General features: G+C 34.5%; 19 protein-coding genes. 14 read left to right on the top strand and 5 right to left on the bottom strand.

Going from position 1 to position 20,274, the window contains the following annotated elements:
* Positions 1 to 53: 53 nt before the first annotated feature.
* From ACNI3C_RS01140 to ACNI3C_RS01160, 5 genes are all read left to right on the top strand, one after another.
* A complete protein-coding gene (locus tag ACNI3C_RS01140; RefSeq protein WP_419770422.1) occupies positions 54 to 1,895 on the top strand; it encodes a putative nucleotidyltransferase substrate binding domain-containing protein in 1,842 nt (613 codons plus the stop codon).
* On the top strand, positions 1,888 to 2,505 hold the full coding sequence (locus ACNI3C_RS01145; RefSeq protein ID WP_419770423.1) for a 3'-5' exonuclease: 618 nt from the start codon (positions 1,888 to 1,890) through the stop codon (positions 2,503 to 2,505). Before ACNI3C_RS01140 ends, ACNI3C_RS01145 begins: the two co-directional genes overlap by 8 nt.
* 101 nt (positions 2,506 to 2,606) lie before the next feature.
* Positions 2,607 to 3,797: an acetate/propionate family kinase gene (locus ACNI3C_RS01150; RefSeq protein ID WP_419770424.1), complete on the top strand. Its 1,191-nt coding sequence runs from the start codon at positions 2,607 to 2,609 to the stop codon at positions 3,795 to 3,797.
* A gap of 231 nt (positions 3,798 to 4,028) precedes the next feature.
* Positions 4,029 to 5,024 (top strand): phosphate acetyltransferase, encoded by a 996-nt coding sequence (pta, locus tag ACNI3C_RS01155; RefSeq protein ID WP_419770425.1) that lies wholly within the window; start codon positions 4,029 to 4,031, stop codon positions 5,022 to 5,024.
* Positions 5,025 to 5,050: 26 nt separating this feature from the next.
* A complete protein-coding gene (locus ACNI3C_RS01160; RefSeq protein WP_419770426.1) occupies positions 5,051 to 6,256 on the top strand; it encodes an acetate/propionate family kinase in 1,206 nt (401 codons plus the stop codon).
* A 271-nt stretch (positions 6,257 to 6,527) separates the two neighbouring features.
* On the opposite strand, the gene sppA is transcribed toward ACNI3C_RS01160, so the two are convergent.
* The 3 genes from sppA to aroQ are packed head-to-tail and all read right to left on the bottom strand — an operon-like array spanning position 6,528 to position 9,092.
* A complete protein-coding gene (gene sppA / locus ACNI3C_RS01165) occupies positions 6,528 to 7,403 on the bottom strand; it encodes a signal peptide peptidase SppA (RefSeq protein ID WP_419770427.1) in 876 nt (291 codons plus the stop codon).
* Positions 7,396 to 8,619, bottom strand: a complete 1,224-nt coding sequence (gene mqnF / locus ACNI3C_RS01170) for an aminofutalosine deaminase family hydrolase (protein ID WP_419770428.1) — start codon at positions 8,617 to 8,619, stop codon at positions 7,396 to 7,398. Before mqnF ends, sppA begins: the two co-directional genes overlap by 8 nt.
* Positions 8,619 to 9,092: a type II 3-dehydroquinate dehydratase gene (gene aroQ, locus ACNI3C_RS01175; protein WP_419770429.1), complete on the bottom strand. Its 474-nt coding sequence runs from the start codon at positions 9,090 to 9,092 to the stop codon at positions 8,619 to 8,621. Before aroQ ends, mqnF begins: the two co-directional genes overlap by 1 nt.
* A gap of 79 nt (positions 9,093 to 9,171) precedes the next feature.
* Between aroQ and ACNI3C_RS01180 the strand changes: the two genes are divergently transcribed.
* The 6 genes from ACNI3C_RS01180 to lepA all read left to right on the top strand — a co-directional run bounded on the left by ACNI3C_RS01180 (position 9,172) and on the right by lepA (position 15,854).
* Positions 9,172 to 10,197, top strand: coding sequence for a M24 family metallopeptidase (locus tag ACNI3C_RS01180; protein ID WP_419770430.1), 1,026 nt, complete (start codon positions 9,172 to 9,174; stop codon positions 10,195 to 10,197).
* A 72-nt stretch (positions 10,198 to 10,269) separates the two neighbouring features.
* The gene (gene folK / locus ACNI3C_RS01185) at positions 10,270 to 10,752 is read left to right on the top strand and encodes a 2-amino-4-hydroxy-6-hydroxymethyldihydropteridine diphosphokinase (RefSeq protein ID WP_419770431.1); all 483 of its coding nucleotides are present in this window, start codon (positions 10,270 to 10,272) and stop codon (positions 10,750 to 10,752) included.
* Positions 10,749 to 11,786, top strand: a complete 1,038-nt coding sequence (gene mnmA / locus ACNI3C_RS01190; RefSeq protein WP_419770432.1) for a tRNA 2-thiouridine(34) synthase MnmA — start codon at positions 10,749 to 10,751, stop codon at positions 11,784 to 11,786. The genes folK and mnmA overlap by 4 nt, the downstream gene beginning before the upstream one ends.
* A gap of 68 nt (positions 11,787 to 11,854) precedes the next feature.
* Positions 11,855 to 12,790 (top strand): ribose-phosphate pyrophosphokinase, encoded by a 936-nt coding sequence (locus tag ACNI3C_RS01195; protein WP_419770433.1) that lies wholly within the window; start codon positions 11,855 to 11,857, stop codon positions 12,788 to 12,790.
* 130 nt (positions 12,791 to 12,920) lie between these two features.
* Entirely contained in the window at positions 12,921 to 13,946 is a 1,026-nt protein-coding gene (locus ACNI3C_RS01200) for an OmpA family protein (protein ID WP_419770434.1), read from the top strand.
* A gap of 120 nt (positions 13,947 to 14,066) precedes the next feature.
* Positions 14,067 to 15,854 carry a translation elongation factor 4 gene (lepA, locus tag ACNI3C_RS01205; protein WP_419770435.1) on the top strand — a complete coding sequence of 596 codons (1,788 nt, stop codon included), beginning with the start codon at positions 14,067 to 14,069 and terminating at the stop codon, positions 15,852 to 15,854.
* A gap of 110 nt (positions 15,855 to 15,964) precedes the next feature.
* Here lepA and ACNI3C_RS01210 read toward each other — a convergent pair whose 3' ends face one another.
* Positions 15,965 to 16,438 (bottom strand): hypothetical protein, encoded by a 474-nt coding sequence (locus ACNI3C_RS01210; RefSeq protein WP_419770436.1) that lies wholly within the window; start codon positions 16,436 to 16,438, stop codon positions 15,965 to 15,967.
* Positions 16,439 to 16,618: 180 nt separating this feature from the next.
* Positions 16,619 to 17,947 (bottom strand): MATE family efflux transporter, encoded by a 1,329-nt coding sequence (locus tag ACNI3C_RS01215; protein WP_419770437.1) that lies wholly within the window; start codon positions 17,945 to 17,947, stop codon positions 16,619 to 16,621.
* Between the two features lie 198 nt (positions 17,948 to 18,145).
* On the opposite strand from ACNI3C_RS01215, the gene ACNI3C_RS01220 reads away from it, so the two are divergent.
* The 3 genes from ACNI3C_RS01220 (at position 18,146) to ACNI3C_RS01230 (ending at position 20,273) form a co-directional block, all read left to right on the top strand.
* Positions 18,146 to 18,718: a ComF family protein gene (locus tag ACNI3C_RS01220; RefSeq protein WP_419770438.1), complete on the top strand. Its 573-nt coding sequence runs from the start codon at positions 18,146 to 18,148 to the stop codon at positions 18,716 to 18,718.
* Between the two features lie 69 nt (positions 18,719 to 18,787).
* Positions 18,788 to 19,396, top strand: a complete 609-nt coding sequence (hisH, locus tag ACNI3C_RS01225; protein WP_419770439.1) for an imidazole glycerol phosphate synthase subunit HisH — start codon at positions 18,788 to 18,790, stop codon at positions 19,394 to 19,396.
* 13 nt (positions 19,397 to 19,409) lie between these two features.
* Positions 19,410 to 20,273, top strand: a complete 864-nt coding sequence (locus tag ACNI3C_RS01230; RefSeq protein ID WP_419770440.1) for a TIGR01777 family oxidoreductase — start codon at positions 19,410 to 19,412, stop codon at positions 20,271 to 20,273.
* Position 20,274: the final 1 nt, after the last annotated feature.

The raw sequence follows: 20,274 nt of genomic DNA on the forward strand, positions 1-20,274 counted from the left end.
TTTATATCACTTTACAGTAAATATTAAAAAATTCACTTTGGGGGAAACAGAGCATGAGTATATTAGAGCAGACTTCATTTATCAAAAACATTCACCCTTTTGATAACTTAAACAAAGCACAACTCGATGAATTTGCGCAAAATTTAGACATTTTGTATTTCAAAAAAGATGAAATAATCCAATCAAATGCTTTAGCTCCAGAGAAACTTTTTTTTATTATCAAAGGCATTGTTCAAGAAAAACAAGACGATGAGATTTTATCTATCTACTCATCCAATGAAGTTTTTGATGCCATCTCATTGGTCGAAAACTATTCAAAACATACCTTTGTTACAGCCCAAGAGACCATTTGTTATGCCTTGTCCCGTGATATTTTTATTCGGATACTGCACGAAAATAAATATTTAGAACGATACTTTTTTCAATCTATTTCTCAAAAACTCAACCAAAACATTTCAAATGAGACCAACAAAGAGCTCTCAAATATTATGATTGCTCGAGTTAAAGATGCAAGAGTTCACCGAGCCGTTATTGTGCCTTATGAAACCACCATTTTTGATGCAGCCAGTATCATTAAAAAAGAGAAAGTCCCTACCCTTTTATTGAAAGATGCACAAGGTGAAATCCACATTGTAACCGATTCAGATTTCAGACAAAAAGTCATCCTTAATCGAATGGATTATGATGACATTGTAGGGAAAATCTCAAACAGTGGTCTGATTTATGTCAATGAAAACGATTTTTTGTTTAACGCTCAACTTATCATGGCTAAACACGGCATCAAAAGGGTCGTTGTTACGAATAACAACAATGATATTGTAGGAATCATTGACCAAATTTCACTCTCTTCATTTTTTGCCACGCACACTTTTTCTGTCTCCAATGAGATTGAAAAAGCAGAAACGCTTGATGAGTTAAAAAATGCCAGCCAATCATTTATTAAAATTGTTAAATCACTACATGCAAAGGGCGTAAAAATTGATTTTATTTCAAAATTAATCAATCAACTTAATCAAAAAGTCATGCATAAACTCTTTTTAATTACTGCCCCTAAAGAGCTCATTGGAAAATCTTCTTTGCTGGTGATGGGAAGCGAAGGAAGAAGTGAACAAGTTTTAAAAACAGATCAAGACAATGCCTTAATCATTTATGACGATTGCCCCTTAAGTGATGAAGAGATTTTAGCGTTTACCTCTAAGTACACCGAACATCTCGTTGATTTTGGATTTCCACGATGTGATGGAAATATCATGGTTTCAAATCCTTATTGGTGCAGAAGAGAGACAGATTTTAAAGAGCTTATTTTCTCTTGGATTACCCATAAAACAGGGGATGATTTTATGAATTTGGCCATTTTTTATGATGCAGTTTGTGTCAGTGGCGACAAAAAAATATTGCAAAATTTAAAAGAGTATATCTTTAAAGTAGGAGCAACTTCACAAAGCTTTTTTATGCATTTTGCCAAAATCATCATGACCTTTCATGTTCCATTGGGTTTCTTTGATGGTTTCGTTTTAGACAGCGACAATAAAGAGCATAAAAATGAAATCGACATCAAAAAAGGGGGAATTTTTATTTTGGTGCAAAGCATACGAAGTTTGAGTTTAGAGCATAAACTTCTTAAAACCAATACCCTCAAAAGAATTCGAGAACTTAACCATTTGGGTGCTTTAGAAGATGAATTTGCACAAGAACTGATTGAGGCTTTTAACTTTTTATCGACCATTAAACTCAAATCAAATTTACTTAAACTTGATTTGGGAGAAAAAATTGATAACTACATTAATCCTGAAAATTTAAATACCATGGAAAAAGATCTGCTCAAAGACTCTTTTAAAATTATCAATAAACTCAAGAAAAAATTAGAGTATCACTATAAGTTGAACTATGTTTAGAAAAATTAAAAATCACTTCAATAAAAAAGGGTTAAACAATCCTGCCTATGAATATCTTTTTGATACGCCTCATAAAGATGAGTATGTCTGCTTTGATTGTGAAACCACTGGATTGGATCCCAATAAAGATGATATTATCTCTATTGGAGCAGTCATTATTAAACATAACACGATTGTATCAAGCAAAAAGTTTGTACGATTTGTCAAACCCAAAACCAAACTGCAAACCGAAGCCATTAAAGTGCATCATATCAGAGAGTGTGATTTAGAAGAGGCAGAAGAGATAGAAAAAGTCATTTATGAATTTTTAGAGTTTGTTCAAAACCGTACACTTGTAGGCTATTTTTTAGAGTTTGATGTTGCTATGATCAATAAATACATCAAACATCTGCTTGGAATTACCTTGCCCAATAAATGTCTGGAAGTCTCAGCCATATACCATGATTGGAAAATTGAAACCATTCCACAAGGTTTTATTGATTTACGATTTAACACCATTTTAAGAGAGTTACAAATCCCACATTTGGGAAAACATGATGCGCTCAATGATGCCCTCATGACCTCTATGATGTTTTTAAAACTGAAAAATCAACCCAAGGTTAAACTCTAAACAATCGATTGTTTTTAAAATAATTTAAGAAAAATTCATACATATCTTTTACATAACATTGTGATATAATCGCGCAAATTTATAATAAAAAGGTTTTAAACATGCTAATATTTATTTTGAACGCGGGCAGTTCATCTTTAAAATATCAATTGATGAACCATGCGACACATAGAGTCTTAGCATCGGGATTGTGTGAAAGAATTGGAATTGATGGCAGAATTATTCATAAAGCCAATAAGCTAAAAACCACTACAGAAGTTGAACTCTCTTCTCATAAAGAAGCCATTGCTAAAGTATTAGAACTTTTATCATCAGGTCCTCAAAAAGTTGTTGATAATATTGATGAAGACATTGATGCCATAGGACACAGAGTTGTACATGGAGGTGAATATTTTCATGAATCGGTGATTATTGATGAGAGTGTTTTAGAAAAATTAGAAAAACTCATTCCTCTTGCTCCGTTACATAACCCTGCACATATTTTAGGTATTAAGATTTGTATGGAGTTAATGCCAGGAAAACCAAATGTAGCTGTTTTTGACACTGCTTTTCACCAAACCATGCCAGCATACAACTTTATGTATGCCCTCCCTTATGAAGATTACACCGAACATGGTGTCAGAAAATATGGATTTCACGGTACAAGTCACCACTACGTTTCAGATGTGGCAGAAAAAATGCTCAAAAAAGACAATGCCAAAATCATTGTTTGTCATTTAGGTAACGGTTCATCTATTTGTGCCATTAAAGAGGGAAAATCATTTGATACTTCTATGGGATTAACTCCCTTAGAAGGGCTTATGATGGGTACACGTTCGGGAGATTTGGATCCAGCAGTGATCTCTTTTTTGATGGATAAAAAAGATATGAAAGCCGATGAATTTGTGGATTATCTGAATAAAAAATCTGGACTTTTAGGTGTCTCAGGTATCAGTTCAGATTTAAGAGAAGTCATAGCAGCCAGCCAAAATGGAGATGAAAGAGCCACCTTAGCCATTGACATTCAATGCAGCAGAATCAAAAAATATATCTGTTCATATGCAGGAGGTATGGGTGGAGTTGATGCCATCTGTTTTACTGCAGGAATTGGAGAAAATGCTGACTTGGTTCGAGAAAAAGTGTGCCAAGGCCTTGAGTTCATGGGAATTGAACTGGATGTTACAAAAAACAAAAACACAGAATCACACAGCAGAGAAATCAATACAGAGAGTTCAAAAGTAAAAATTTATGTCATCCCAACCAATGAAGAGTTTGTCATATCAAATGACACATACAACCTAACAAAAGCGTAATGCTTTTGTTTATAATGCGTATGGTAAACTCGTAACAATTGGTAAAACTGCTCTAAAAAACATTACAAAACTTCACAAAAAATAAAATATTTTCCAAATATGTCAAATTTATGTACATTTTTGTCTAGATAATATAGAATATTCTTTCAACTAGATTGTGCACACAAATGCTATTTAATTGCTACGCTTTTAAATTATAATCTATATTCACAAAAAATGAAAGGAATCTGAATGGGTCTAATTGACAGTATTAAAGAAAATGCTAGAAAAAATCTTAAAACGATTGTTCTTCCAGAGTCTGAAGACGAAAGAGTTCTAAAAGCCGTTGAGCAAGTTATCAATGACAAAACAGCAAACGTAATATTAATAGGAGAAGAAGAGACTATTAAAAACGATGCAGCAAAATGTGGAGCAAATATTGCAGGAGCAACTATCGTTGACCCTAAAAAATTTGCCAATATTGATGTTTATGTCAATGAATTGGTTGAACTGAGAAAAGCCAAAGGCTTAACACAAGCACAAGCACAAGAGCTTATGACAAGTGAACCAAGATTTTTTGGTTGCATGATGGTGAGATTAGGTGATGCCGATGGTTTGGTTGCAGGTTCTAACTCAGCAACAGCCGATGTTTTAAAAGCTGCCATTCAAGTCATTAAAACTGCCCCTGGTATTAAAACCGTATCTTCTACTTTTGTCATGGAAACAGCGGATGGAAAATTTGGTGATAATGGTTTGATTCTCTTTGGAGATTGTGCCGTTTTACCTGATCCTACTTCAGAACAATTAGCAGATATTGCTGCTTCAACAGCGGCAACAGCAAAAAGTGTTGTAGGTTTAGAGCCAAGAGTTGCTATGTTGTCGTTCTCTACGATGGGTTCAGCTTCTCATCCATTGGTGGATAAAGTTAAAAATGCCGTTCAAATTCTAAAAGAGAGAAATGTTGATTTCGCTTTTGATGGTGAAATGCAAGCCGATGCAGCCATTGTTGAAGCCATTGGTAAGAAAAAAGCACCAGAGAGTAAAGTTGCAGGAACTGCCAATGTATTAATTTTCCCAGATTTGCAATCAGGAAATATCGGGTATAAACTCGTACAAAGATTTGCAGGCGCAGATGCTCATGGACCAATTGTACAAGGTTTAGCCAAACCAGTCAATGACTTATCAAGAGGGTGTTCAGTAGAAGACATTTCAAATTTGGTTGCAATTACTGCAACACAATGTAAATAAATTAAATTCATAAAAGGAAAATATCAATGTTAGTATTCATCTTAAATGCAGGTAGTTCATCATTAAAATATCAATTAATGAATCCAGTGAACAAAGAAGTTTTAGCAGTGGGGCTATGCGAAAGAATTGGAATCGATGGTGTTTTAACACATGAGTTTGGAAACGATCAAAAACTAAAATTTGAAGTGCCAATGCCTACGCATAAAGAAGCCATTGAATTGGTTCTTAGAACATTAACTCAAGGGGAAGGAAAAGTGATTAACTCTACGGACGATATCGATGCCATTGGGCACAGAGCCGTTCACGGAGGAGAAGAGTTTGCCAGTTCAGTTATGGTAACCGACAAAGTCATTGAAACCATGACAAAATTGATTCCATTGGCACCATTACACAACCCTGCAAATATCATGGGAATGCAAATTTGTCAAGAGTTAATGCCAACAAAACCAAATGTTGCTGTTTTTGATACGGCATTTCACCAAACAATGCCAGATTACGCTTTTATGTATGCATTGCCATATGAGCAATATTCTAAACACGGTATCAGAAAATATGGTTTCCACGGGACCAGTCACTTCTTTGTATCAAACGAAGCAAGAAATATGTTGGATAAAAAACACAATACCAGAATTATTGTGTGTCACTTAGGAAATGGTTCTTCGGTATCAGCTGTGTTAAATGGAAAATGTATTGATACGTCAATGGGTCTTACTCCAGTTCAAGGGTTAATGATGGGAACAAGAGCAGGAGATGTAGGAGCTGGTGCTATCAGTTATATGATGACTCAAGAGGGTATGACCATCAATGAAACTCTGGATGTTATGAATAAAAAATCAGGTATCTTAGGAATTTCTGGGAAATCATCAGATTTAAGAGAAGTATTAGAAGGTATGTCAGCAGGCGATGACAGATGTCGATTGGCGGTTGAAATGGTTGCCTATAACATCAAAAAATATGTGGGTTCATACGTTGCAGCACTTGATGGTGTTGATGCGTTATGTTTCACAGGTGGAATTGGTGAAAACTCATCACTCATCAGAGAGATTGTTTGTTCAGGGTTAGATGGAATGGGATTAATTCTTGACCCAACAAAAAACAACAAAAGAAAAAGTGTAGCAAGAGATATTGCAACAAACAGTTCAGCAGCACGAATTTTTGTTATTCCTACAAATGAAGAGTATGTCATTGCAAATGATACATACAAAGTCGTAACAGAATCTAAAGCGAAATAACTCTCTGAACAAAACGTTTAAACTGGGATGCAAATTGCATCCCAGTTTTTAATACATTTATAACCCTCTCATCTCATCACTTTCTCTAAAGCAACTTGTATGTATAATGATTGTATATATCTACCCAAAACAGATTTAGAATTTAAACTATAAAATAAATCAAGGCAGAGAGTTAGATTTATGAAAGAGCATACAAACAGTATGTGACTGAGTGAATTTAACTCTCTAACGCCGATTTATGCAATAGGTTAAAGAGCTAAATCTATTTTTTTTAATATGCTTTTAACCCACTCACTAGACTCATAGAGAAGTTTGAAACTGCTTCGCTCATCACTTTGTCTAAGAATTCATCCATTTTATCTTTTTTTGTCCAAATAGGTTTGTCGATATTGGCCAATTTATACAACTCATTTTGTGCATAATTTAAAGTAGCAACCTCATCAACTAAACCCACCTCTTTGGCTTGACGTGCAGTGAAAATATGTGCATTGGCATAGGTTTCATGGTTTTTAACATCCAAATTTCTGGCATTGGCAACGTCAGTAATGAACATATCATAGGTATCATTAATCACCGATTCCAACTCTGCTTTTTCATAATCTTTCCACTCTCGTGAAAACGTACCTGCCTCTTTATATTTCCCAATTTTAATTGTTTGAGTCTTTATGCCAATTTTTTGCATCAACTCTTCAATGTTCGCCCCTTGGAAAATCACACCAATAGATCCGACCATACTTCCTGGATTGGCAACAATTTTATTTGCCCAAATTGAAGCATAATAACTTCCGCTTGCCATAATACCACTGGCATATGCCACAACGGGTTTTTTCGCTCTTAACTCTTTGATGGCATACGCTAACTCCACAGAAGGAGCAACAGAACCACCCGGTGAATTGACATTAAACAAAATCCCTTTAATGTTTTTACTGCTTGATGCTTTTTCTATCTCTTCAAGTGTTTTTTGCACATCTAAGATGGGTCCTGTTAAATCAATTTTTTGCACATTTGCCACTTGAGAATCTTTTGACTCATCTCCTGTGGTTAAGAATATGACGATGGTAATAAAAACAATGGTTTTAAAATATTTGGTAATAAAATCCAATGTTTTGGTTATAGGTAAAAAGAGTATTTTAAAAAATTCAAACATGTTCGCCTCCTATAATGACATTGCTTACATTTTTTGTGTGTAAAATAACATGGGTACATACTGCCTCTTCACTCTTTACACTTTGAGGAAGATTCAACGATATTATATCTGCATCTTTGCCTTTTTCCAAGACCCCTTTGTTTAATCCAAAAGCCTCTGCCCCATTTGCCGTTGCACTGTGTATCAATCTTTTTGCAAACGAGTTGACATTTTCATCCACATGTATCATAAGAGCATTTCTCAACTCATCAAAGAGTGAAAGTGAATTGTTTGAACTCAAACCATCGGTACCAATTGTAAAAGGAATATCATGCAACGCTTTTAAATTAAGTTTACTGTTATTTAACAATCGATTTGAGGTCACACAGTGATTCACAGAGGCATTTAACTCTTTGATTAAATCCAACTCATCACTTTTAGCTTCCACACAATGGGTAAAACTTAAATTTTTTATGCCCTTAAATTGGTTTAAAAACTCTACAGGAGAGTTCACCGAAGTGTGTTGCCCTAAAAAGTTCATAAAAAAGTCCAAAAATCCGCCACTGCTGTTTTCCAACCACTCTTTCTCTTCCACACTCTCTAAAAAGTGAGCACTCACTGGCAGACTCATCTGTTTTGCCAATTGTAACACCTCTCTTAATAAAAAAGGGTGTACCGAATAGGGAGAGTGAATTGCTACTGCAGGATAAAAGTTTTTTCTTTTTGATTTTATGCTGGCATTGAGTCGTGCTTTAAAATCATCAAACAAGGAATCAATCATTTCAGGTTTTGAACCAATGGCTTCATTAAAATAGACCACATTCAATTTTGAGTTCAAACACGCTTCCAAATCAAAGCCATACGAACTGATAGCCCCAATGGTCGTTGTACCTGTTCTTAAAACATGTTTTAACTCTTCTTGTAAAAAAGCCGTATCGGCTTCTTGAATGAGTTCGTCTCTTGAAGCAATCACAGAGTGCAACCAATCCATAAAATTGCCGTATTTTAAAATGGTTTTATTGGCACTGAACTCCAAATGAATATGAGAGTTAATTAACCCTGGCATCAATACCGAAGTTTCACCTAAATCTTTTATGGTTATAGTGGGGTATCTCTCTTTGATGTTTTCTACAGAGTCTACATCGATGATTTTTTCATCATAAACGACAGCACCATTTTGAATGATGGTGCCCTTTGTGTCAGAAGTAATAAGCCATGAGGCTTTAAGTATTTCCATTATTTTGCTTGATTTTTTTGTGCTTCTTCAATGGCTTTAATTTCAGTACAAATTTGTGTTAAAGCAATCAATGCCATGTGATATCCAAATGGACCAAAACCAGCAATAACTCCAGTAGAACTTGCTGCTGTGATTGATTTTTGTCTGAACTCTTCTCTTTTATAAATGTTTGAAATATGAACTTCAACGGTTGGAAGTGCCACTGCTGCTAACGCATCTCTAATGGCAATTGAAGTGTGTGTATACGCTGCAGGATTGATAATAATTCCTTGAACTTCACCTAAACACTCTTGAATTTTATCAACAATTTCACCCTCTAAATTTGATTGAAAAAACTCCAATTCAATTCCATTTTGCGCTGCACTTGATTTCATTTGTTCATGAATTTGCTCTAATGTCATAGGCCCATAAACATTCTTCTCTCTTACACCCAACATATTTAAGTTTGGACCTTGAATAACTGCTATTTTCATACTTATATTTCCTTTTATAAATTTTAGGTATGATTATATTCAATATTTAGTTAATTACAAATCAAAACTAAGGGAAAGTATGCACAATTATATTTTAAAAGATGAAAATGCGATTTATTATGAGTGCGGATACTCATGTGATAATGTCATATTTATACAATTAGGAAAAGAGGCTTTTTTTATCACCGATGCCAGATACAGCATTGAAGCCAAACAACATGTCAAAAATGCCCAAGTCATTGAGAGCAAAACACTCATCAAAACGGCCAAAGAGCTTCTCAAAAAATCAAAAGTAAAAAAAATGGTTTTTGATGGCAACGATTTCAGTTATGACTCATACCAAGCATTGGTTTCACACTCATCTGTCAAATTTATCAACAAACCTCATTTTTCTCATCTTAAGCGGGTCATTAAAACCACACAAGAAATCGACTATTTAAAAAAAGCTTCTCAACTAGGTCAAAAAGGGTTCAATGCCTTAGCCAAATATCTCAGAAAAAATGGCTTTGATGAAAATGAGAAATTTTTACACTTTAAAGCCACTGAAAAAATGAGCCAACAAGGGGTGTATGATTTAAGCTTTGATCCCATTGTAGCAATCAATGAAAATGCCGCCAAACCTCACGCTTTACCCACAAGCAAACGACTCAACAAAGATGATTTGATTCTTGTAGATGCGGGGGTAAAATTTAAACGATACTGCTCAGATAGAACTTGCACAGCACATGTTGATTTTGAAAAACTCAATTTCAAACGAGAGCAAACATTTAAAAACAAAAAACATCAAAAAATCTATGATATTGTTTTAAAAGCACAACTCAATGCCATTGAAAAAGCCCGTGTAGGAATGAAAGCCAAAGATATTGATGCCTTAACAAGAAATGTCATTGCAAAAGCGGGATATGAAAAATATTTTGTACACTCAACAGGTCATGGGGTGGGTCTTGATATTCATGAACACCCCTATATCAACTCAAAATCAGATGTAATAATTGAAGAGAATATGGTCTTTACGATTGAACCAGGCATTTATTTGCCCAATGAGTTTGGGGTCAGAATTGAAGACACCATTGTCATGCAAAATGGAAAGGCAGTAATCCTCTGATTTTAAAAAGAGCAAAAATAAATCTTGACTTTAATACTCAAGATTTATTTTTCGGGATTAAAACACGTAAATATGAAAAAAAAATTATCTGCAAATTTAACACTATTTCAAACTTCACATTTTCCCTATAAAGCAAAGTTTGACTCTAATAAAAAATATGAAGTAACCATTGGAATTGGGGGAAATATTGGCAATGTAAAAAAAACTTTTGATAAGCTTTTCTTATGTTTATTAAAAGACTCAAGATTTGATATTCTTATAACAAGTCCCCTACTTTTAAATCCCCCATTTGGTTTTTTGGAACAAAACTATTTTTTAAATGGTATAATTTCGCTCAAAACAAATCTAAGTATAAATGAATTTTTCAAATCAATGCAAAGATTTGAAAACAGATTCAAAAGAACTCGCTCTTTTAAAGATGCTCCAAGAACGCTTGATATAGACATAATATTTTTTGCTAATAAAAGAATTAATACAGAGAAACTGACTATACCGCATAAGAATTGGAGCCAAAGAGAGTCGGTTGTTATACCGTTATCAAGGATGTATAAATGAAAACAAAAATTGTTGTGGGAATGAGTGGAGGAATTGACTCATCAGTAACAGCGTATATGCTACAACAACAAGGTTATGAAGTTGAAGGTGTTTACATGAAACTTCATGACATTAGAGATGGCTATCACGAAAATAATATCGAAACAGGGCAAAAAGTTGCACGTTTTTTAGGGATTAAATACCATGTTCTCGATGTTTCAGATAAATTTGAAAAAGAGGTCTATGACTACTTTGTTCAATCATATTTAGCAGGAATTACCCCAAATCCATGTGTTAAATGTAATCGAACCATCAAATTTGGTGCGCTTTTTGAGTTTGCTAAAAGTATCAAAGCGGACTTTGTTGCCACAGGGCATTATGCAAAAACCGATGGAAAATTCATCTATGAAGCAGAAGATAAATCAAAAGACCAAAGCTATTTTTTAGCCCAAGTTAAAAAAGAGGTTTTACCTCACATCATGTTTCCTATGAGTAAATATATCAAAGAAGATATCATCCAATTAGGAAACGGTTTAAACGAAATTTTTAAAGAGATCAGTGAGAAAAAAGAGTCTCAAGAAATTTGTTTTGTTGAAAATGTCTACACCGATGTCATTGAAAAACATGCCAACATCGATAAACCGGGAATTGTCTTAGATGAAAATGGGAAAGAGGTCGGTATTCATAAAGGATACATGCACTATACCATTGGGAAAAGAAGAGGTTTTACTGTACATGGAGCATTGGATCCTCATTTTGTAAAAGAGCTTAATCCTAAAGACAACACCATTGTTGTAGGAACAAAAGAGTCATTAAAAATTTCAGAAGTCAGAATCAACAATTTGAATATGTATATTGATGATATAACCTTTAATGCGGGAGTGAAACTTCGATATCGAAGTGTTACTACACCAAGTCAAATTGAAATTTTACCCAATGGTGAAGCCATCATTAAACTTCAAGAACCCGTATATGGTGTTGCCAAAGGACAAGTGGCAGTATTTTATGAAGCCGACAAAGTTTTAGGTTCGGGTTGGATTATTGATACAAAATAAAACCAAATAATAATACAAGATTTTTTTCGATATAATCAGAAAAATTTTAGTCTATTAAAGGAAAATTGATGAGGGGATATAAACTTTTTAGCGGTTCAGCAAACCCAGAATTTACTGCAAAAGTGGGTGAATACCTAAATACTACAGTGGGTGAAGCTGACTTAAAAAGATTTAGTGACGGTGAAATTTCTGTCCAAATTACTGAAAGTGTTCGAGGAAGAGATGTATTTATAGTACAACCCACTTGTGCACCTGCAAACGACAACTTAATGGAACTTCTCATCATGGTTGATGCCCTTAAACGTTCAAGTGCCAGTTTTATTACGGCCGTTATTCCCTATTTAGGATACGCAAGACAAGACAGAAAAGCGGCACCTCGTGTTCCAATTTCGGCAAAATTGGTTGCAGATATGCTTCAAACAGCAGGAGTAAACCGAGTTATAACCATTGATTTACACGCCGCACAAATTCAAGGATTTTTTAACATTCCTGTGGATAACTTATTTGGTTCAATTTTATTTGTCAATTATATTCGTTCGAAAAACTTAGCCAACCCAATTATTGCAAGCCCAGATATTGGCGGCGTAGCACGTGCAAGAAGTTATGCAGAAAAATTGGGGTTAGACTTAGTGATTGTAGATAAAAAACGAGAAAAAGCCAACCAATCTGAAGTGATGAATATCATCGGTGATGTTCAAGGTAAAGATGTTATTTTAGTTGATGACATGGTCGATACAGCAGGAACATTGGTCAAAGCAGCAGAAGTACTTAAAAGCCGAGGGGCAACATCAGTAATGGCTTGTTGTACACACGGTGTGTTAAGTGGTCCAGCATACGAAAGACTTGATAGTGGTGATGCTTTAGATGAATTGGTGGTTTCTGATACCATTCCTTTAAAAAGAGAACACTCAAAAATTACAGTATTAACCGCTTCTAAAATGATCGGTGAAGCCGTAAGACGAATCTACAACAACGAATCGGTCAACGAAATTTTTAATTTCTAATTTTCCTTCTTTTGTGATGTTCAAAATTGAATATAATTTAGAACATCACGAAATTGTAACTCATCATCTCTCATGTGACCTTTTTATGCTATTATATTTCATACACCTCTACAAATAAAAAGGAATACGTATGAAAAAAATATTACTCTCAACTGTTTTGTCTGCTGTCATATTACTTGCAGCCAATAATGATTATAAATATGAAATTACACCCATGATTGGGGGTGCATACACCGAAGGCAATCTGAATTTAGACAGAAATTATACCAATATAGGTTTGGCTTTGGGATTTAATTTAGAAGAGTCAATGTTTGACCAAGTTGAATTGGGAATTTTAAGAACATTGCAAAGCGTTGATTATGAAAATTCAGCAGGAAAAACTTCCATTACAAGAATGTTTGCCAATGTAATAAAAGAGTATCCACTGACAAACAACAGTGCTGTGTACGCTTTAGTAGGTGCGGGTGTTGAAGTTTTCAGTAAAGATCAATTTAACAACAATGATGGGCTTTTTGGAAACTATGGTTTTGGGTATAAATATACCTTCGACAATGACATGGCACTTAAATTCGATTTACGCCATTTGATTGAATCAGACCATGCAGACAATAACTTACTTTATACAGTAGGCTTGGCCATTCCATTTGGTCAAAAAGCAGCCAATGCTCCTGCAGAAGAAAAAGCTGTAGCCCAAGAAGAGAAACAAGAGACACAAGCTTCAGCTGTAAACCCAGATATGGATAATGATGGTGTTCTTAACGCCTCTGACAAATGTCCAAATACACCTGCAAATGACATTGTTAATGCGAATGGTTGTACCATCGTGGTCAATTTAAAAGTGAATTTCGACACAGATAAATCTCTCATTAAACCTTCATACGATGGAAAAATTGAAAAATTTGCCACGATTTTGAAAAAATACCCAAAAATCAAAACCACCCTTTCAGCACACACAGACAGTGTGGGGGAAGAGAAGTATAACCTTGCCCTTTCACAAAGAAGAGCCAACAGCGTTAAACAAGCCCTTATAGAACTGGATGTTCCCGAAAACAGAATCAAAACCATAGGTTATGGTGAATCTCAACCCATTGGCAATAACAACACTGTAGATGGAAGAGCACAAAACCGAAGAGTGGAAGCCACTGTTTCTAAATAACTCCTTTTAGATTACAAGCAGATGCTTGTAATCTAAACTTCTCATAATTTTTCAATTTAACTTAACACTTACTCATATTTGGATATAATCGCGAAAATATATATTAAATAGGACAAACCCTTGCAAAAAAATATTAGAAACTTTAGTATTATTGCCCATATTGACCACGGAAAATCAACCCTTGCTGACAGAATTATTCAAGAGTGTGGTGCCGTAGCAGACAGAGACTTATCTGCTCAAATGATGGATACTATGGATATTGAACAAGAACGAGGTATCACTATTAAAGCCCAAAGTGTAAGATTGAACTATGTCAAAGATGGTCAAGCTTATATCTTGAATCTTATTGACACCCCAGGGCACGTTGACTTTTCATATGAAGTGAGCCGTTCATTGGCCTCTTCAGATGGTGCTCTTTTAATCATTGATGCCACGCAAGGTGTAGAAGCGCAAACCATTGCCAATGTCTATATTGCCATGGACAATGACTTAGAAATTCTTCCTGTTGTCAATAAAATTGACCTTCCAAGTGCGGACCCAGACAGAGTTTTAGAAGAAGTCGAAGATGCCATTGGAATTGATTGTACTTTACATAACTTAATCAGTGCAAAAACGGGGGTGGGAGTCAAAGAGTTAATTGATGCCATTGTTGATCGAGTTCCTTCACCCGTAGGTGATACCAATGCTCCAACAAAAGCGTTGATTTATGACTCATGGTTTGACAACTACTTAGGTGCTTTAGCCCTTGTGCGAGTCTATGATGGAAGCATTAAAAAAGGTCAAATGTTACGAATGATGAACACCAAAGAGGAGCACCAAGTGCTTAATTTGATGTATCCACACCCAAGAAAACCCACTCAAACAAAAGAGATTGCCACAGGTGAAATTGGAATTGTGGTTTTAGGACTTAAAACCGTTAACAGTATCGCCGTGGGTGATACCATGACCGATGCCAAAAATCCAACAGCAGAAGTGATTGACGGTTTTGAACCCGCAAAACCTTTTGTATTTGCAGGAATTTACCCAATTGAAACGGACAAATTTGAAGACTTAAGAGACGCTCTGAATAAACTCCAACTCAATGACTCTTCGATCTCATTTGAACCAGAGAGTTCAGCAGCCTTAGGAAGTGGATTTAGAACAGGGTTTTTAGGAATGCTTCACATGGAAGTGATTAAAGAGCGGTTAGAACGAGAGTTCGACTTAGATTTAATTGCGACAGCGCCTACGGTTATTTATGAAATTTTAAAAACCGATGGAACAAGAATCAGCATCCAAAATCCAAGTGAATTGCCAGCACCTAACTACATTGATACCATTTTTGAACCCTATGTAAGAGCCACCATTTTAGTGCCCGATGAGTTTTTAGGAAATGTAATTAAACTCTTAAACGACAAAAGAGCCATTCAAAACAAAATGGATTATATTGGGAAAAGAGTTCTTTTAGATTACGATATTCCAATGAATGAAATTGTTATGGACTTTTACGACAAACTCAAATCAAGTACTAAAGGGTATGCCTCTTTTGATTACGAACCAATTGGTTTTAGACCGGGAGTTTTACAAAAACTTGATATTAAAGTTGCTGGTGAAGTGGTGGATGCTCTGTCTATCATTGTTCCAGAAAACAAAGCCTTGAGTAAAGGAAGAGAGTTTATCAAAGCCTTAAAAGAGCTTATTCCAAGACAACTCTTTGAAGTGGCTATTCAAGCGAGTATCGGAAGCAATATTATTGCAAGAGAAACCGTAAAATCTACAGGGAAAAACGTAACAGCTAAGTGTTATGGTGGGGATATTACAAGAAAAAGAAAACTGCTAGAGAAACAAAAAGCAGGGAAGAAAAGAATGAAGGCCATAGGAAAAGTCAATGTGCCGCAAGAGGCATTCATGGCCGTTCTTAAAATCTAATCTTTCACGCATCTTCTGCGTTGGAAAAGAAAATTTATATACTCACTTAGAATACTAAGCTCCTACATAAATTTTCTCTTCCGCCTTGAATCTACATAAAATCTTAGATTTTAAAGTGTTCTAATTTCTTTTACTATTTTCATTTTAAAGTTTTTTACTTGATTAGTAAAATGATTATTTAAAGTTATATATTCTTCTTTATATGAAGAGCCTTTGTTTTTAGCCTGAAACTCATTAAGTTCATCCCATTTAGATAATATTGTATTATAATCACTAATTAATATTTCTAAATAAATACTAATTATCATTTCTATTTTAATTAAATCATAGACAAACTTTTTATCTCTTTCTTCTGACAAAGAATTTGAAATACTATTACCTTCTAATCTTTGTATAAACATTGCACTATTAAGTGAATAATAATTGAACCAATTATCTATTTCAATATACAATTCTTCTAACTTATTTCTTTTTAATTCAATTTCTTTATATTTTTTTTTAGTTTTTTCAAGAAAAAAATCTTTTAATATTGAAGCAACAAAACCTATAATCCCACCTGCTAACAGTAATATGAAACTTTCCATATTTATCCTTTTATTTTTATTATATTTAACCTATCCTAAAACTTTTTAGAGACATTCTATTTTTTGCTAGTTCAAGGCGAAGTATGAATTTTAAAGCGGAGTGTACAATTAGTACATGAGCATTTAACATTTATGCTTCAACGCAGAAATCGTGAAAAAGAGGATGTTTATTAAAAGTTTTTACTCAGCAATTTTGGAAAGAACACTGGGTCTAGTCAGCATAAAAAATCTGAAAGCAAAAATAAACGTTACGATTTCCGCACATGACAAAGCTAAAAAAATTCCTATCTTTCCAAAAATAAAAGGCAAGATAAAAATAAATATCATAGGAAAAATCAAACTTCTCATGATGGCTATGAGTCCTGAATAAAGTGGCTTTTGTATAGAGGTCAGATATGCACTTGCAAGCATATTTAAGCCTGAGAAAATAAACGCTGGCCACACATATGAGATAAACGTTATGGCTATCTCTTTTGTTTTTATATCACTCTCATTGATAAATATATTGATCAATGTCTCTGGGGTGATGATAACAAACAGTGTTAAAACGATTTCAACGCTTAAAATACTTACTAATCCCAATTTCAAAAAACTCTTCATTCGATGAAAATATTGTGCACCATAATTCTTACTGATAATGGCTTGCAAAGAGTCAGAAACGGCAAAACTTGTCATAATACTGATGGTTATAAAATATCCCACAATAGTAAAAGAAGCAATACCCAATGGGCCAAATGTTTTAAGCAAAATATAGTTAAAAACTAAAATCGTAATCCCTACAGAAGATTCATTGATAAACTCTGAAGAGCCATTTTTTAACGCATTAAAAATGGTTAAAAAACTCCCTCTTGGTTTTACAAGTCTGAGGGTAGTATGTTTAAGAAAAAAGTGTGGCATTAACACCAAAAGAATCATTGTATGTGAAATACCTGTAGCATAAGCTGCCCCACTGATTCCCCAATTAAATTTTACAATAAAAAGATAATCCAAAAGGATATTGACTGACGAACTTAAAAGCAACGCTAAAAAAGATAAATTGGGATTTTCATCCACTTTTACAAAATAATCAACGGTAATTCCCACCATTAAAAATGGCAGAAAATTTAAAATAACAGGAAGATACTTTAAGGTTTCAACTCTTAATTCCTCTTTCACATTAATCACATCTAAAACATTTTCAACATTGACATACAACAAAAAATTTAAAACAACAGAGAGTACCACAATGACATAAATCGCTTTTGAAAAGACATTTGAAGCTTCTGCTTTGTTGCCCTCCCCCATTAATTTACCCGTTATTACAGAACTTCCAACAGCAAACATCAAAGAGAAACCAAACAAAATATTAAACAGAGGAAAAGAGACTGTAATGGCGGCTAAACTCACCGAACCCACATAATTTCCTACAAAATAACCGTCAATAATGCTCGCAGAAGAGATGGCCAAAAAGCCTAACATGGAAGGAATAACATATTTAAAAAAGAGTATAAAAGGTTTTGAATCCAGCATAAATGTTCTTTGGTATATTTTTTTAAACAGAATACCCTATTATCTTAAAAAGAGTCATTAATATGCAATGTAAACATTACATCTCATCCATAAAAAACGTTGTTTTATTGGCAAAGTTTTCACTCATCCATGCTCAGACAACAAAGCCATGTCTAAATCATTATTTCTTTACAACCAAACTTTGGTTAGAATACTATTATGAGATGCCTAACGTGTGAAAAACCCTCTTTTCAAATCATCTGCAAGAAGTGTCAAAGCACTTTGCTTGCGCCTCATTTTCATAAAAAAGAGTTGGTGAAAGATTTTTTTGTTTACTCCTTTTACGACTACGAAGAGATTGAAAAACTCATTTTCAGCAAGTATCATTTTCATGGAGACAGAGTTTTTAATATTTTGGCCAAACTCTCGTTTGCAAAATTTGCACAATCGTTTGATTATCCGCATTTGGTTTTAGCCCTCCCTATTGATGACCACACCCGACACGATTTTTCTCAAACGGCCATTTTGGCAAAACATTTAAAAACAGAAAATATCACACCTGTTTACAATACGTTAAAAGCTTCCAATGTGGTGAAATATGCGGGAAAAGATTTGGAGTTTCGACAAAAAAATCCTCGTAAATTTATCTACACTGGTTCAACTCATCAAACAGCGATTTTAGTTGATGACTTAATGACCACAGGAACGACCATTTTAGAAGCCAAAAAAGTTTTAAAAAAAGCCAATATAGAAGTGCTTTTTGCACTGACTTTATGTTCGGTTCATCATTAATTTCTCACACCTTAAGTGTTTAATATTAATAATAAGATATAATCTGCGTATATAAAAGTAGGAATATTGATGATAGGAATAATTGATTATAATATGGGAAACCTCGCAAGTGTTTACAACGCTTGCCATTTATTGGATGCCAAAGCTCATATTGTAAAAGACCCAAACGAATTAAAAAACTATGATAGAATCATTTTACCCGGAGTTGGCGCTTTTGGTGATGCCATGAAAAACCTCAATGAAACAGGTATGCGACAAGCCATTTTGGATTACTCAAAAAGTGGAAAACCCATGATGGGTATCTGCCTTGGGATGCAACTTTTGTTTGAATCTTCACAAGAGTTTGGCGCACATGAAGGGCTTGGACTCATTGATGGCCACATTGTAAAATTTGACAAATCAAAAATGCACGATGATTTTAAAATCCCTCACATGGGTTGGAACACCATACAAAACAAAAACAGTATGCTCTTTCATGGATTAAACAATCCTTACCTCTATTTTGTGCATTCATACCATGTTGAAACATCAGATATCAATGTCATTGGTTACACACAATATGGATACACATTTGCCAGTGCAGTAAACAAAGATAACATTTATGGTATTCAACCTCATCCTGAAAAATCACACGACAACGGATTGCGCGTATTAAAAAATTTTATGTCAATAAAATAACAGGAGTTATCCCATGAAAACAATAGCAATCACTGGAGCATCTGGCTTTGTTGGAACACATTTAACCCACTTCTTTAAAGAGTTGGGTTATGAGGTTTTAAAAATATCGCGAGCTGAATTATTACAACCCAATGTTTTAGAAGTAACGTTAAGCAAAACCGATATTGTCATAAATCTTGCAGGTGCAAACATCATTCACCGATGGACAGAAAGCTACAAAAAAGAGTTGTATTCAAGCCGAATTGATACAACCAAAGCACTCGTTACTGCTATAAAAACCATAAGCAACAAACCCAAAGTGTTTATCTCAACTTCTGCTGTTGGAATCTATTCAAACAAACAAATTAACAGTGAAGATGATTTTGAGTATGCAGAAGGGTTTTTAGCCACTTTATGTCAAACATGGGAAGAAGAGGCTCTCAAAGCCAAAGAAAACACACGTGTTTGTATCTTCCGATTTGGAATTGTTTTAGGAAAAGATGGCGGTGCTTTACAAAGTATGTTGCCACCTTTTAAACTGGGATTAGGTGGAACCATTGGCAATGGAAACCAATACTTCTCCTTTATTCATATCGATGATTTAATGCAAGCCTTTAAATTTGTCATTGAAAAAGAAACGTTAGAGGGTGCGTTTAATTTAGCAGCACCTACACCTACAACCAACAAAGGTTTAACCCTAGCTTTAGGAAAAACACTTAAAAAACCAACATTTTTACCCGTACCACCTTTTGTATTAAGACTCATTTTCAGTGAAGGGGCAACCGTTTTAACCGATGGACAAAGTATGATTCCCAAACGACTGGAAGAGAGTGGATTTAAATTTACATATCAAAATATAGAAGAGACAATCGAAAATTTATTAGGAGAGAAACAGTAAC

The organism is Marinarcus sediminis (SeqCode) (genome assembly GCF_048571275.1).
GTDB lineage: Bacteria > Campylobacterota > Campylobacteria > Campylobacterales > Arcobacteraceae > Marinarcus > Marinarcus sediminis.

What these genes read in the sequence shown, in the direction of transcription:
- ACNI3C_RS01220 (WP_419770438.1), top strand. Translation starts at nt 18,146, where the DNA reads ATGAGATGCCTAACGTGTGAAAAACCCTCTTTTCAAATCATCTGCAAG.
- aroQ (WP_419770429.1), bottom strand. Translation starts at nt 9,092, where the DNA reads ATGAAAATAGCAGTTATTCAAGGTCCAAACTTAAATATGTTGGGTGTA.
- folK (WP_419770431.1), top strand. Translation starts at nt 10,270, where the DNA reads ATGAAAAAAAAATTATCTGCAAATTTAACACTATTTCAAACTTCACAT.
- ACNI3C_RS01160 (WP_419770426.1), top strand. Translation starts at nt 5,051, where the DNA reads ATGTTAGTATTCATCTTAAATGCAGGTAGTTCATCATTAAAATATCAA.
- hisH (WP_419770439.1), top strand. Translation starts at nt 18,788, where the DNA reads ATGATAGGAATAATTGATTATAATATGGGAAACCTCGCAAGTGTTTAC.
- mqnF (WP_419770428.1), bottom strand. Translation starts at nt 8,619, where the DNA reads ATGGAAATACTTAAAGCCTCATGGCTTATTACTTCTGACACAAAGGGC.
- ACNI3C_RS01145 (WP_419770423.1), top strand. Translation starts at nt 1,888, where the DNA reads ATGTTTAGAAAAATTAAAAATCACTTCAATAAAAAAGGGTTAAACAAT.
- ACNI3C_RS01215 (WP_419770437.1), bottom strand. Translation starts at nt 17,947, where the DNA reads ATGCTGGATTCAAAACCTTTTATACTCTTTTTTAAATATGTTATTCCT.
- ACNI3C_RS01140 (WP_419770422.1), top strand. Translation starts at nt 54, where the DNA reads ATGAGTATATTAGAGCAGACTTCATTTATCAAAAACATTCACCCTTTT.
- ACNI3C_RS01210 (WP_419770436.1), bottom strand. Translation starts at nt 16,438, where the DNA reads ATGGAAAGTTTCATATTACTGTTAGCAGGTGGGATTATAGGTTTTGTT.
- pta (WP_419770425.1), top strand. Translation starts at nt 4,029, where the DNA reads ATGGGTCTAATTGACAGTATTAAAGAAAATGCTAGAAAAAATCTTAAA.
- sppA (WP_419770427.1), bottom strand. Translation starts at nt 7,403, where the DNA reads ATGTTTGAATTTTTTAAAATACTCTTTTTACCTATAACCAAAACATTG.
- ACNI3C_RS01230 (WP_419770440.1), top strand. Translation starts at nt 19,410, where the DNA reads ATGAAAACAATAGCAATCACTGGAGCATCTGGCTTTGTTGGAACACAT.
- ACNI3C_RS01150 (WP_419770424.1), top strand. Translation starts at nt 2,607, where the DNA reads ATGCTAATATTTATTTTGAACGCGGGCAGTTCATCTTTAAAATATCAA.
- ACNI3C_RS01195 (WP_419770433.1), top strand. Translation starts at nt 11,855, where the DNA reads ATGAGGGGATATAAACTTTTTAGCGGTTCAGCAAACCCAGAATTTACT.
- mnmA (WP_419770432.1), top strand. Translation starts at nt 10,749, where the DNA reads ATGAAAACAAAAATTGTTGTGGGAATGAGTGGAGGAATTGACTCATCA.
- ACNI3C_RS01180 (WP_419770430.1), top strand. Translation starts at nt 9,172, where the DNA reads ATGCACAATTATATTTTAAAAGATGAAAATGCGATTTATTATGAGTGC.
- ACNI3C_RS01200 (WP_419770434.1), top strand. Translation starts at nt 12,921, where the DNA reads ATGAAAAAAATATTACTCTCAACTGTTTTGTCTGCTGTCATATTACTT.